At 72.9% G+C, this 13054-nt stretch carries 10 protein-coding genes; 5 read left to right on the forward strand and 5 right to left on the reverse strand.

Going from position 1 to position 13054, the window contains the following annotated elements; all coding sequences use genetic code 11:
* Positions 1 to 207: 207 nt before the first annotated feature.
* Positions 208 to 963: an SIS domain-containing protein gene (locus tag HA039_RS19800; RefSeq protein ID WP_167031667.1), complete on the reverse strand. Its 756-nt coding sequence runs from the start codon at positions 961 to 963 to the stop codon at positions 208 to 210.
* A 238-nt stretch (positions 964 to 1201) separates the two neighbouring features.
* Here HA039_RS19800 and HA039_RS19805 point away from each other — a divergent pair, with 238 nt between their 5' ends.
* The 3 genes from HA039_RS19805 to HA039_RS19815 all read left to right on the forward strand — a co-directional run bounded on the left by HA039_RS19805 (position 1202) and on the right by HA039_RS19815 (position 5149).
* On the forward strand, positions 1202 to 1894 hold the full coding sequence (locus HA039_RS19805) for an iron-dependent transcriptional repressor DtxR (RefSeq protein ID WP_167031670.1): 693 nt from the start codon (positions 1202 to 1204) through the stop codon (positions 1892 to 1894).
* A gap of 602 nt (positions 1895 to 2496) precedes the next feature.
* Positions 2497 to 3360: an alpha/beta fold hydrolase gene (locus HA039_RS19810; protein WP_167031673.1), complete on the forward strand. Its 864-nt coding sequence runs from the start codon at positions 2497 to 2499 to the stop codon at positions 3358 to 3360.
* A 424-nt stretch (positions 3361 to 3784) separates the two neighbouring features.
* Positions 3785 to 5149: a tetratricopeptide repeat protein gene (locus HA039_RS19815; protein ID WP_167031676.1), complete on the forward strand. Its 1365-nt coding sequence runs from the start codon at positions 3785 to 3787 to the stop codon at positions 5147 to 5149.
* Between the two features lie 34 nt (positions 5150 to 5183).
* Here the strand turns inward: HA039_RS19815 and HA039_RS19820 are convergent, their stop codons facing one another.
* From HA039_RS19820 to HA039_RS19830, 3 genes are all read right to left on the reverse strand, one after another.
* Positions 5184 to 6797 (reverse strand): transporter, encoded by a 1614-nt coding sequence (locus HA039_RS19820; RefSeq protein ID WP_208298658.1) that lies wholly within the window; start codon positions 6795 to 6797, stop codon positions 5184 to 5186.
* A complete protein-coding gene (locus tag HA039_RS19825) occupies positions 6794 to 7669 on the reverse strand; it encodes an ABC transporter ATP-binding protein (protein ID WP_167031680.1) in 876 nt (291 codons plus the stop codon). The genes HA039_RS19820 and HA039_RS19825 overlap by 4 nt, the downstream gene beginning before the upstream one ends.
* 74 nt (positions 7670 to 7743) lie before the next feature.
* Complete coding sequence (locus tag HA039_RS19830) at positions 7744 to 8430, reverse strand: bifunctional DNA primase/polymerase (protein WP_167031683.1); 687 nt, start codon at positions 8428 to 8430, stop codon at positions 7744 to 7746.
* 302 nt (positions 8431 to 8732) lie between these two features.
* On the opposite strand from HA039_RS19830, the gene HA039_RS19835 reads away from it, so the two are divergent.
* Together HA039_RS19835 and HA039_RS19840 are read left to right on the forward strand one after the other, a co-directional pair.
* Entirely contained in the window at positions 8733 to 10115 is a 1383-nt protein-coding gene (locus HA039_RS19835; RefSeq protein ID WP_167031686.1) for an NsdA family TPR-like regulatory protein, read from the forward strand.
* Between the two features lie 286 nt (positions 10116 to 10401).
* The gene (locus HA039_RS19840; protein WP_167031689.1) at positions 10402 to 12054 is read left to right on the forward strand and encodes a hypothetical protein; all 1653 of its coding nucleotides are present in this window, start codon (positions 10402 to 10404) and stop codon (positions 12052 to 12054) included.
* A 34-nt stretch (positions 12055 to 12088) separates the two neighbouring features.
* On the opposite strand, the gene HA039_RS19845 is transcribed toward HA039_RS19840, so the two are convergent.
* Positions 12089 to 13039, reverse strand: coding sequence for an AraC family transcriptional regulator (locus HA039_RS19845; RefSeq protein ID WP_167031694.1), 951 nt, complete (start codon positions 13037 to 13039; stop codon positions 12089 to 12091).
* Positions 13040 to 13054 lie beyond the last annotated feature (15 nt).

Raw genomic sequence — 13054 nt, forward strand, 5'->3', positions numbered from 1 at the left:
GTGTGCGCCGTCGGGCCGGCAGCTCCGATGATGCAAGACCGGAGCTTCCTCTACTTTGCCCGAACATTACCTTCGCGTGAAAGATCAAAATTTCGCCAAGCGGCGCGCGGGTGACGCAAAGTAGCGTTTCTGCGGAGAATCGAACGGCCGGGGTCCCCGGGAACGATTCCCAGGGACCCCGGCCGGCTCTCCCGTACCGCCGTCGTGTCAGTGGCGGTAGAAGATACGGTCGCGGTACTCGGTCATCACCCGTACGTTCCACTCGGGCCCGCCGTCCACATTGCCCGATCGCAGCAGCGGGGGCTCGGTGCCGCGCTCGACGAGTTCGCCGGCCGCCGCCGCCATCATGGCCTGCATCAGGGCGCTGGTGACGACGGTCGACGCGGGCGCGAAGGGCGCCTCGATGCCGTCGGCGGTCAGTTCCGCGTCCCCGACGGCGATGCCGTTGTCGAGGACGATGTCGCAGTGGTCCTTGAGGAAGCCGCCGAGGGGGTTGCGGGCCTCGGTGCTGCTCGCGTACGCCACCGACGTCACCCCGATGACGGTCAGGCCGAGCGCCCGCGCGTGCGACGCCATCTCGACGGGGAGGACGTTGCGCCCGGAGAGCGAGATGACCACCAGGACGTCGCCGGCGGTGGCCGGGCTCGCGTCGAGCACGGTGGTCGCGAGGCCCTCCACCCGCTCCAGCGCCGAGCCGAGCGTGGCCGGCATGACGTCGACCCCGACCACTCCGGGCACGGCCAGCAGGTTCATCAGGGCGAAGCCGCCCGCGCGGTAGACGACGTCCTGCGCGGCGAGCGAGGAGTGCCCGGCGCCGAAGGCGAACAGCCGGCCCCCGGCCGCGACGGTGTCGGCGATGGCCCGCCCGGCCGCCGCGATGTTCGCCGCCTCCGTGTCCCGTACGCGCTGGAGCAGGCCGATCGCGGCATCGAAGAACTGGTCGGCCAGCTTGCTCTCGCTCATGGGGGACCCTTCCAGGGGTGGGGCGGGAGGTGGGGAATGCCGGTGCCGCCGATCACGTTGAGGTCTGGACCATTGCTCTGTCAATACGCTTCACGTCCGCCTCCTGTCCGTCTCCCGTCCGCTTTCGCGCCACACCCGGACGGTCCGCCGCGGCTTCGGTGCCTCCGGCGCGGCACGGTTGTCAGCGGTATGCGTCAGAATTGGGTCAGGGCCAGCGCACGATTATCGAGGGGCACGTATGTCCGGACTGATCGACACCACGGAGATGTATCTCCGCACCATCCTCGAACTCGAAGAGGAAGGTGTGGTCCCGATGCGCGCCCGGATCGCCGAGCGGCTCGACCAGAGCGGGCCCACGGTGAGCCAGACCGTGGCCCGCATGGAGCGCGACGGCCTGGTCCAGGTGGCCGGCGACCGGCATCTGGAGCTGACGGAGGAAGGGCGCAGGCTGGCGATCCGCGTCATGCGCAAGCACCGGCTCGCCGAGTGCCTCCTGGTCGACGTGATCGGCCTGGAGTGGGAGCAGGTGCACGCGGAGGCGTGTCGCTGGGAGCACGTGATGAGCGAGGCGGTGGAGCGGCGCGTCCTGGAGCTGCTGCGCCACCCGACGGAGTCGCCGTACGGCAATCCGATCCCGGGCCTGGAGGAGCTGGGCGAGAAGTCCGAGGCCGACCCGTTCCTGGACGCGGGCATGGTGAGCCTGGCGGAGCTGGATCCGGGCGCCGAGGGCAAGACGGTGGTGGTACGGCGGATCGGCGAGCCGATCCAGACCGACGCCCAGCTGATGTACACGCTGCGGCGGGCCGGGGTGCAGCCCGGGTCCGTGGTGAGCGTGACGGAGTCGCCCGGCGGGGTGCTGGTGGGCAGCAGCGGCGAGGCGGCGGAGCTGGACGCGGAGGTGGCGTCGCACGTGTTCGTGGCCAAGCGCTGAGCGCTCGGCTGTTCGACTCGGCTGTTCGACCGCGCGGCCGCCGGGTCGTTCGGCGCCGTGCGCGGGCGTGAACCGGCGCGGGGCTCGGTGGGGGGAGTGCCGAGGGGGAGCGCGCCACTGTCCCGGGCGCCTCGGGCGCGTGCAGGGCTGTTCGCCGGGGCATATGTCAGGCAGACATCGGCCGGGCGGGCGCCGGCTCAGGCGGGCGGGAGGGAGCGCGGATGCGACGGCACGGGTGTGGACACGGCGCGTGGGTCTGCGGTGACGCCCTGTGCGAAGCGCGCTCCGGGCCCCTCTCCTTCTCCCTTTCTCCTCGCTCTCGCTCTCGCTACGGAGAGGGCTCCGGTGCCTCGCGGCACCGGAGCCCTTCCTCCCCCGCGCCGACCCGGAGCCCCGAGCTCCCGGGGTCGGCGCTTTCGGACCGTCATCCCCGAGCGGTCCGCCTCCCGCTGAACATCTCCCCTCGGGTGCGACCGGCAATCCCTGAGCGGGGTCACTCGAACGAGCGGTGTTGTGGGCCAGAACGACGCATTCGAATGGGAGTTCGATAGTCTGGCGGGGTCGGACTCGACCACTCAGGACCGAAGGGGGTGCCAGGACGCATGGTTCAGCGCATCGATGTGACCGGAGCCGAGGGGGTACGCCTCGCCGCCTGGGAGTTCGCCGAGCCGCCCAAGCGGGGTGGGGACGGCGAGCGGGGTTCCGGCGTGTTACTGCTCCACGGACTGATGGGCCGCGCCTCGCACTGGGCCTCGACGGCCCGGTGGCTGTCCGAGCGGCACCGCGCGGTCGCGCTCGACCAGCGGGGCCACGGGCGCAGCGAGAAGCCGGCGGAGGGCCCCTTCACCCGCGAGGCGTACGTGGCCGACGCGGAGGCCGTGGTCGAACAGCTCGGGCTGGCGCCGGTCACCCTGATCGGGCACTCGATGGGCGCGCTGACGGCGTGGCAGCTCGCGGCGAAGCGGCCGGACCTGGTGCGGGCGCTGATCATCTGCGACATGCGGGCGTCCGCGCTGGGCGCGGCGTCGCAGCGGGAGTGGGAGGACTGGTTCAAGGCGTGGCCGGTTCCGTTCGCGACGCTCGCCGACGTCAGGAAGTGGTTCGGCGAGGACGACCCGTGGGTGGAGCGGCCCACGCCGGCGCGCGGGGAGTTCTACGCGGAGGTGATGGCGGAGCGGGCGGACGGCTGGGGCCCGGTCTTCTCGCGCCGCCAGATGCTGACGTCGCGGGAGACGTGGGTGCATGACGCGCACTGGGAGGAGCTGGCGCAGGTCCGGTGCCCGACGCTGGTGGTCCGCGGCCTGGACGGGGAGTTGGGGCGGGCGGAGGCGCAGGAGATGGTGCGGGTGCTGCCCCGGGGGGCGTACGCGGAGGTCGCTGACGCGGGCCACCTGGTCCACTACGACCGCCCCGACGCCTGGCACGAGGCGATCGCGCCTTTCCTGAACGAGGTCCTGACCCCGTAGCGGCGCGGGTCACTGCTTGTCCTCAATCGCCGGACGGGCTTGATGGTGCCGCTGCGGCCCGGTGCCTATCTGCGGGTTGTCGCCGGGGGTCGGGCAGGGGTCATGTCCTGCACTGCATGTTTTACGTCGCGCGCGACCAGTTGTTGAGGGCAACCCCCATCACGCGACACAAAACACGCTCTACGTTCCGGACACGACCCCTGCCCGCCCCCCTTCCAGGCGCGCGTACAGGCAAATCCAGCCCGTCCGGCGTTTGAGGACATCTTTGACCGCAACGGTCACGCCCGACCGCAACCCCTCTCAAGCCCGTCCGGCGTTTGAGGACGTCTTTGACCCGCGCGGCCCACCGGCCCCGAAGCCCGTCCGGCGCTTGAGGACAAGGTGGGCGGGGGAACGGCGTGTCGGGGGTCGCTAGGGTCCTGGCGTGGACGCTGAAGATCTTGACTACCGGACCCGGACGTCGACGGGCTGCATACCTGCACACCTCGTGGCGAAACTCCTCGAACTCGGCCACGAGCAAGAGGTCGCGCTCCAAGCCACCCGCGGAGAATGGTTCTGCGCGGTCGAGTGGTCCCGGCTGCTCGGGGAACGCGGCCAGCGCGAGAAGGCCTTGGCGGTGCTCGCCCCCTACGTCGCCACGAACTGGTGGCCCGCGGCCCGCGCCCGGGCTGAGCTGCTGGAGGGCTACGGCCGGGCGGAGGAGGCGATCGTGCTGTCCCGCCCGTACGCGGAGGCCGGAGACCTCCAGGCGCGGGTCTTCTTCGCGCGCCTGTTGGCACGCCACGGCCGCGCCGACGAGGCGTTCGGGCTGCTGCGTTCCGGGATGCAGGACTGGTTCCTCGCCCAATGCCTCGTCGACGTCGCCGAAGCGGCGGGCCGGGACGAGGAGGCGGCGGAGTTGTTGACCGCCCGGATAGCCGCGGCCGTCCCCGCGTGCGACGACCCCGACTGCGGCAACATCCGGATCGAGCCGTTCAACGCGATCGGCCTGCTGGCCACCGTCCGGGAACGCCAGGGCCGGGTCGAGGAGGCGATCGCCCTGCTGCACACCCGCACCTCCACCTCCGTCAACGGGCGCGACCAGCTGGCGGATCTGCTGGCGAGGCACGATCGGGTCGCGGAACTGCGTGCGTACGCGTCTTCCGAGTTCCACGGGCACGCCGTGCAACGCCTCGCCGAGTTGCTGGAGGAAGGTGGCGACGCGGAAGGCGCGATCGCCGCCTACCGGGCCTTCGGTGCCTCACCGGGAGACATGTGGCACGTGGTCGTCCCGCTGTCCCGGCTCCTGGTCCGGCTCGGACGGGTGGACGAGGCGATCGAGGTCGTACGGGCACTGGCCGACCGGCGCGGCGGCGCGGAGGACTGGGTCGTTCACACGTTGTGCACGCTGTACGCCGACCACGGCCGGGCCCAGGAGGGGCTGGCCTACCTCGACGCCCTCAAGGCTCGGCACGGCGGCCGGGAGGAGCCGGAATTCTTCTCGATGCGGCTTCCGCTCATGGCTGGTTGCGGCCTGCTCGACGAAGCGATCGAGCAGGCGCGGGCGCACCTCGACGGCGACACCTGGTACGCGGCCTGCGACCTCTCCGACCTGCTCGCCAAGGCCGGCCGTACCGAGGAAGCCCTCGCCGTCCTCGAACAGGACCCGTCGGCCAACGACTCCCTCCGCGCCGAGCGGCTCATCGACCTCGGCCGCATCGAGGAGGCGGTACACATCCTCCAACAGCCGAGGCCCGTCGTGATCATGCCGCCCTGGGACGGCACCTATTCCACGGAACCACCGTTCTGACGCCCCCTCAAGCCCGCGCCCCGAAGCGGAGCGGCTACCCCTTGCTCACCGCCCCCAGGATCTCCGGCAGGCGCTCCGACGTCTGGGGGGCCGCCACCCTCAGGCCCGCCTCCGCCATGAGGTACCCGTAGGCCACCCCCACCGGCAGGACCACCCACGCCGACGCGGACCCCGAGAGCCAGATCGTCAGGATCACCACCGGCGCCGACAGCACCGCCCCGACCAGCACACCTCCCAGCATCGACATCCACGCCAGCCCCGCCTGCCCCGGCGCCACGTTCTTGTAGCCGCTGTCCTGCGGGACGGAGTACGCCAGCCGCGCCGACGTCACCGCGCCCGTCGCCAGCAGCGAGCCCAGCAGGGCGAAGGACAGGCCGAGTGCCTCGGGCACCTTGCTCCAGTCGCGGAGCACGGCGGCGGTCAACGCCGTGACCAGCAGCGAGTACGGCAGCACGACCAGGACCAACGCCACCGCCCGCGCCCGCAGTTCGAGGTACGCGTCACGCGCCGAGGAGATCGTCAGCGCCACCATCCAGAACGCCGAGGTGTCCTGCCCGAACTGGTTCGTCATCTGCGCGCCGATCAACCCCACCGCGAACAGCGACAGATAGATCGACCCGCTCCCCTGGAAGGCGTTGAGCAGCGGCACGATCAGACCCACCGCCAGCGACGTCACCCACCCCGCCTTCGTCTTCGGATCACGCCACGCGTACCGCAGGCTGCGCACGATCACCGCGCCGGTACGCCCCTCGGGCACCCGGAGGAAGGACGGCCGGAGCGAGGAAGGACGCGACCCCGGCCGAGAGGACGCCCCCTTCCGCGACGGCTCCGCCGCCGACAGCGTGGAGCCGTCCGGCGTGGTCATCAGCTTCACCAGGGACCGTTCCCACGCGAAGAGGAGCGCGCCCAGCGCCGCCACGGTGAGCAGCAGTTGCAGTGCCGCGCTCCCGTACGCGCCCTCGCTCGCCGAGTCCACCGCGCCGAGCGCCGAGGCGGGTGGCAGCCACCGTACGACGTCCGCCGTCGGCGCCAGCTGGGACAGGCCGCCCGCGTCACCGAGCCGCTGGGCCCCGTAGCTGACGAACTGCGCGCCGACCGCGATCACCAGCCCGCTCAGGACCGCGAGGTCACGGCCCTTGCGGGACGTCAGCAGCCGGGTGTTGGCCGCCGCGACGGCCCGCGCCAGCGCCACGCACACCAGCAGCGCGAGCGGTACGGCGACCACCGCCACGACCACCCCCGCCGCCCCGCGCGCCGACGCCACCGCGGAGCCGGCCAGCAGGCACAGCGAGAACAGCGGCCCGATCCCCACCAGCGACGCCACGAGCAGCGCCCCGACCAGCGGCCGCGGCCGCAGCGGCAGCATCACCAGCCGCGTCGGGTCGAGGGTCTCGTCGCCGCCGGGGAAGAACAACGGCAACGCGGCCCAGCCCACCGCCAGTACGGCGGCCAGCAGGACGGTCACCGTGCTCGCGTGGGCGTTGCCCCGCAGCAGGACGAGGCCGAGGAACTGGCCCGCCGCGATGAGCAGGGCGAAGACGAGCGAGATGATGTGCACGGCCTTGCGGCCGGACGACTGCCGCAGCCCGTTGCGCAGGAGCGAGAGTTTCAGCCGTACGAAGAGCGGGGTCAGCGCGGTCGCGTTCACCGGGCCCCGCCCAGCCAGTCCAGGGTCTCCCCGGTCCCGCGCCCGCGCGCGCCGACCAGTTCGAGGAAGGCGCTCTGGAGGGACGGCGCGTCACCCCGTACCTCCGCGAGCGTCCCCTGGGCGCGGATGCGGCCGCCCGCCATGACGGCGACCCAGTCGCACAGCGACTCGACGAGTTCCATCACGTGGCTGGAGAAGACGACGGTCGCGCCGGACTCGGTGTAGCGCTCCAGCACGGTCCGCACGGTCTGCGCGGAGACGGGGTCGACCCCCTCGAACGGCTCGTCCAGGAACAGGACTTCGGGGTTGTGGAGGAGGGCCGCGGCGAGCCCGATCTTCTTCCGCATGCCGGTCGAGTAGTCCACGACGAGCTTGTGCTGCGCACCCGCCAGGTCCAGTACGTCGAGCAGTTGGGTGGCCCGCTGGTCGACCTCGGCGCCGGGCAGCCCCCGCAACCGCCCGGTGTAGCTGAGGAGTTCACGCCCGGACAGCCGCTCGAAGAGCCGCAGGCCCTCGGGCAGCACCCCGATGCGGGCCTTGACCGCGACCGGGTCGCCCCACACGTCGTGCCCGGCGACCCGTACCCGTCCCTGGTCGGGCCGCAGCAGGCCGGTGACCATGGAGAGGGTCGTGGTCTTGCCCGCGCCGTTCGGCCCCACCAGGCCGACGAACCGCCCCGCGGGCAGGGAGAGATCGATGCCCGCGACGGCGATCTGCTCGCCGAAGCGCTTCCACAACCCCTCGACCTCGACGGCGGGCGCGGCCGGCGCGGCCGGCGCGGCCGATCCGCCCGCCGGTGGCGCTGTTCCTATGTCCGTGGGCGGACCCGCCGTCGCGGGCGTCCCGCCAGGACCGTGCTGTTCTTCCGGCATGGAGCACTACCTCTCGGTCTCCCCGCGCCGGTTCCCGTACCGACCGGGACGACCACCCTACGTACGCCCGTCGGCTATGTCTGCCTGGCCCGTTCCTCCGCCGCGTCCCGCCCGCACGCGTACGCCAGCGGGCTGATCAACTCCTCGATGTCCGGCAGCCACCGGTTGGCGGGGGTGGGGCGGCGCGCCCACTGCACCGCGCCGTGCCCGCCGACGCGCGTCGGCGGCGCCGCGACGTACGCGCCCTCGCCGTGCGTCACCAGGTCGATCGCGGCGGGCACCCAGCCCAGCCGCGTCACCAGACCGTCCACCTTGAGCGCGGCGCCCGGCAGGACGAAGAACATCATCCGCCGGTCCGGGGTACAGGTCACCGGACCGAGCGTGAGACGCATCCGCTCCATGCGGGCGAGCGCCAGGAATCCCGCCGACTCCGGTACGTCCAGGGCGTCGAAGGCGCGTCCCGTCGGCAACAGGACCGAGGCCCGCGGCTCGTCGGACCACAGCCGCCGCGCCGCGGGCGCACTGCCCGTGACCTGCTGCGCCCACTCGGCGCTCGTCGCGTGCGCCCCCGGAGAGGCACAGTCCGGTTCGCCGCACGAGCAACGCTCCGTGCCCGCCACCGCCTCCAGCCAGGTGCCCGGGAACACGTCCCAGTGCCGTTCTTCCGTGTACCGCACCGCGCAGTCCAGCGGCAGTTCGCCACGCTGATGAGGGATCTGTGCCGCGCCCGTGACGCCGAGGGTCTCTTCCACGCCCAGCACAACTCCCGCCGTCACCTCCGGTTACGGGCGTACCGCGCGCCGACCCGCATGTGGGGCGCATGGATGCATGGACGGGGGCGCGCGGGCCCGCGGAGGCCGGTTGGCGGGTACGCACGGTCCCCGTTCGGGCACGATGGGACAGGTGCGGCCCACATCCGCTCAAGTACACCCGCATGGCCAAAACACGCCATGTTTGCTGAGGTTCCTCAAAATATCTCCGATTCAGCCCAAGCCACGCATTCTCTGCATTTCTGCCGGGCAGTGATCCATGAGCTGATCACTGCGGCCACAGGGGGTATCCATTGGCAGCCAGGCCTCTCGTCGCGCGCCAGCCGAACGAACGGCTCCAAGCACTCATCCAGGAAGCCGGGTGCTCCAACGCGGGGCTCGCCCGGCGCGTCAACATGGTCGGGGCCGAGCGCGGGCTCGACCTGCGCTACGACAAGACATCGGTGGCGCGGTGGCTGCGCGGGCAGCAGCCGCGCGGCCGGGCGCCCGGCATCATCGCGGAGGCGCTGGGCCGGAAGCTGAACCGTACGGTCACCATCGACGAGACGGGGATGGCCAACGGCAAGAACCTCGCGTCCGGCGTCGGCCTCCAGTTCGCCCCGACCGTCGTCGGAGCGGTCGAGCAGGTCTGCGAGTTGTGGCGCAGTGACGTCGGGCGCCGCGACTTCCTGTCCGGCTCGGCGGTCGCGTCGTCCGCGCTGGTCGAGCCCAGCAGGGACTGGCTGATCACGGGCGCGGATCCGGCGGTCGCGCGGAACACCGGCGCGCGGGTGGGGGATTCGGACGTCGAGGCGGTCCGGGCCATGACCGTGGCGCTGATCGACCTCGACCACCGCTACGGCAGCGGGCACGTCCGCCCCGTCGTGGTGCACTACCTGAACAGCGTGGTGTCGGGCCTGCTCTCGGGCTCGTACCGCGAATCGGTCGGCCGGCGGCTCTTCGCCGCTGTCTCCCGGCTGACGGAGCTGGCCGGTTACATGGCCATCGACACCGGTCAGCCGGGCCTCGCCCAGCGGTACTACATCCAGGCGCTGCGGCTCGCGCAGGCGTCGGGGGACCGGGGGTACGGCGGGTACGTGCTGGCAGCGTCCATGAGCCACCTGGCCGCGCAGCTCGGGAACCCGCGCGAGATCGCCCAGTTGGCGAGAGCCGCGCAGGAGGGGGCGCGCGGGCACGTGCCGCCGCGCGCGCAGGCCATGTTCTACGCGGCGGAGGCCCGGGGGCACGCCCTCATGGGCGATCTGCGGCTCTGCCAGGAGGTCGGGGGCCGGGCACTCGCCGCGCTGGAGCAGGCGGAGGACGGTTCGGGCGACGACCCCGAGTGGATCGCGCACTTCGACCACGCCTACCTCTCGGACGAGTTGGCGCACTGCTACCGCGACCTGGGCCGGCCCGACGCCGCCGCCCGGCATGCCGGGGACTCGATCGACGGCCATCCGGAGTCCCGGGCGCGCCGGCGGGCGATCGGCCTGGTCCTGCTGGCCACGGCGCAGGTCCAGCAGCGGGAGGTCGAGGAGGCGTGCCGGACGGGCACGCGCGCGCTGGAGCTGCTGGGGACGCTGCGCTCCAGCCGGGGCGCGGAGTATCTCGACGACCTCCAGCAGCGCCTGGAGCCGTACGGGAGCGAGGCGTCCGTGCGTGAGTTCACGGCCCGGCTGGAGATCCAGGCGGCCTGAGCGCGGGGGTGCGGGGGGGAGCGTGCGACGCGCGGGAGACGGGGGAGGCGTGGGGGAGCGCGGCGGGGGTAGGCGGTGCGGAGGCACGTGGGTGCCGGGGGCCGACGGTGTGAGGGTGTGGTGCATATCAAGTCCCCGGCAGAACGGGCGAATTCGGTTGCTATAGCCGTCTCCCGGCAGGACGGAACGGGAGCGGATCCACGTGCGTGGCAGAGCCCGGGATTCACCCGGTAGCGTGAACCGACGATTTCCGTAGGTCCACCCGTTCCACGACGTAGGAGTCCCGGTGACGCACAGCGGACAAGGGGACGAGCGGGAGTACCAGGCCGCTCGCCCCGCGCACGAAGGCGTTGTGCTGCCCGGCGACGGCAGCGAACCCTGGATCCCGCCCAGCGTCGCGGGGGAGCAGGCAGTCCCGGCGGGCGGGCAGGCGTGGGGCGGGCCGTGGGGGCCGCAGGACGGCGGCGGACAGCCCGGTCCGGAAGCGGGTTACGGCGAGGGCGCGTACGGCGCGCAGCCGCAGCAGCAGGGCGCCCAGCAGCCGTACCAGCAGTACGGGCAGGACCAGGGCCAAGGCCAGAGTCACGGCCAGGGTCAGCACTACGGACAGGGCCAGGGCCAGGGGTACGGGCAGGGCGGGCAGCCGTCGTACGGGCAGGGCCAGCAGCCGTCGTACGGCCACGACCCACAGCAGTCGTACGACCAGGGATACGGGCAGACCCACGACCAGGGGTACGGCCAGGGCCAGGGCTACGGACAGGGCCAGGACCACGGCCTGAGTCACGGGCAGGGTTACGACCAGGGCCAGGGCCAGAGCCAGGGTTACGTGCAGCCGCTCCCCGCCGAGGCCCCCGCGCCCGGCAGTGCCGACGCCACCCAGTTCCTGCCGCCCGTCCCGGCCGCGGGCAGCGCCGACGCCACCCAGTTCATCGCCCCGGTCCCGCAGGGCCCCGGCCCCGGCATGCTGCCGCCGGAGCGCTCCGCGGACGCCACCCAGGTCATTCCCCCGGTCCCGGCACACGGCTCGGACGCGGAGGCCACGGCGTTCATCGCGCCCGTGCCCGCGCAGGACGCCGGGTACGGGGTCCGGCCCGGCGAGCCCGGCGACCGGCCGCCGCCCGCCGAGTTCGACAACCTCTTCCGCGCGGACGACGGTTCGGCCGGCTCCACCCAGCAGCTCCCGAAGATCGATCCGGGCCAGGGCCGCCCGCCGCAGGGCCTCCCGCCGCAGGGGCGCGGGCCCCGGCCGCCGTACGGCCAGCAGCCCCCCGGGCCGTCCTACGAGCCCCAGCCGGGGCGTGACACGGGCGGCCGCAGGTCCCGGATCCCGCTGATCGCGGCCGTCGTGGTCGGCTGCGCCGTGCTGGGCCTGGGCGCGGGCGCGCTGATGAGCGGCGGGGGCGACAGCCCGCAGGACACCGGGAAGAACGTGGCGGCCGAGAGCACCGCCGCCTCCGAGCCGCCCGCGCAGGACGCGGCCGACCCGGCCAAGGCGCAGGCCGAGGGGCTCGACAAGCTGCTGGGCGACAGCAACAACAGCCGCGAGACGGTGATCCGCGCGGTCAACGACATCAAGACGTGCGACAACCTGGACCAGGCGGCGACCGACCTGCACGACGCCGCGGAGCAGCGCAGGGGCCTGGTGACCCGGCTCAAGTCCCTGCCGATCGACAAGCTGCCCGACCACGAGTCGCTCGCGTCGTCCCTGACGACGGCCTGGCAGGCGTCGGCCTCGGCGGACGACCACTACGCGCAGTGGGCGCGGGAGGCGCAGACGGGCAAGGGCTGCAAGCACGGCCGGGCCCGTACCACCAAGGAAGCGTCCCGGGGCAACCAGGCGAGCGGCGAGGCCACCGCCGCGAAGAAGAAGGCCTCGGGCCTCTGGAACGGCATCGCGTCCAAGTACGACCTCTCCCAGCGGGACTCGACGCAGCTGTAGGCATGCCGACCGCCGCGCGGCGCCGCCAGGGGAATCAGGGGAAGGCGCCGCGGTGGGCCGACGGGCTGACGCCCCGGGTGCGTTTGAAGGCCGAGCTGAAGGTGAACGCGTCGTGGTACCCCACCTCCCTGGCCACCGCCGCGATCGTCGCGCCGGGCCGGCGCAGCCGGTCCGCGGCCAGGGTCATCCGCCAGTGGGTGAGGTACGCCAGGGGCGGGCGGCCCACCATGGACGTGAAGCGGCGGGCGAACGTGGTGCGTGACAGGCCCGCCTCCGCGGCGAGCGACGCGACGGTCCAGGGGCGGGACGGCTCCTCGTGCAGCCTGCGCAGGACGTGGCCCAGCAGCGGGTCGGACAGCGCCCGGTAGCCCAGCGGCGGTACGGAACCGGCCTGGTCGAACCAGGCGCGCAGGGAGCGCACCAGGAGCAGGTCGAGCATGCGGTCCAGGATCACCTGCTGTCCGGGCCGGTCGTGGGTCGTCTCGTCGGCGAGGAGGTCGAGGAGCGGGGCGAGGCTGGGGTCGCGGGGGACGACGGCGACCGGCGGCAGGGTGTCGAGCAGGGGCAGGGAGAGGTCGCCGCCGATGCGGTACCCGGCGGTGACCAGCAGGTCGGAGCCCTCGCCCACCCGGTCGTCCGCCGGGCCCGAGGTGCGTCCGGCGATCCGCCAGTTGCGGCGCGGGGACGCGGGGTCGCCGAGGGTCGTGCAGTGGTCGTCGCCGTCCACGAGGATCCGCGGGGCGCTGGCGGGGTGGTCGGCGACGGTGTACGGCTCCGCACCGCGGATCAGGACGATCTCCCCCCGCCGCAGCGCGACCGGGTCCTCCTCGGCCGGGATGATCCACCCGTCACCGTGCAGCATGACGGCCAGGGCGAGAGGGGCGGGCTCGGTGAAGCGCAGGCCCCACGGCGGCGTGCTGACCGTGCGGCAGAAGACGGCTCCGTGGGCCCGTACGCCGGCGAGGTAGTCATCGAGAACGTCCACCCGGCCACGATCGCA

The sequence above is a fragment of the Streptomyces liangshanensis genome (assembly GCF_011694815.1).
Taxonomy (GTDB): Bacteria; Actinomycetota; Actinomycetes; order Streptomycetales; family Streptomycetaceae; genus Streptomyces; species Streptomyces liangshanensis.

Bases quoted from the DNA above. Each gene is read 5' to 3' on its own strand.
- HA039_RS19825 (WP_167031680.1), bottom strand. From the start codon at position 7,669: ATGCCGGAAGAACAGCACGGTCCTGGCGGGACGCCCGCGACGGCGGGT.
- HA039_RS19810 (WP_167031673.1), top strand. From the start codon at position 2,497: ATGGTTCAGCGCATCGATGTGACCGGAGCCGAGGGGGTACGCCTCGCC.
- HA039_RS19800 (WP_167031667.1), bottom strand. From the start codon at position 963: ATGAGCGAGAGCAAGCTGGCCGACCAGTTCTTCGATGCCGCGATCGGC.
- HA039_RS19805 (WP_167031670.1), top strand. From the start codon at position 1,202: ATGTCCGGACTGATCGACACCACGGAGATGTATCTCCGCACCATCCTC.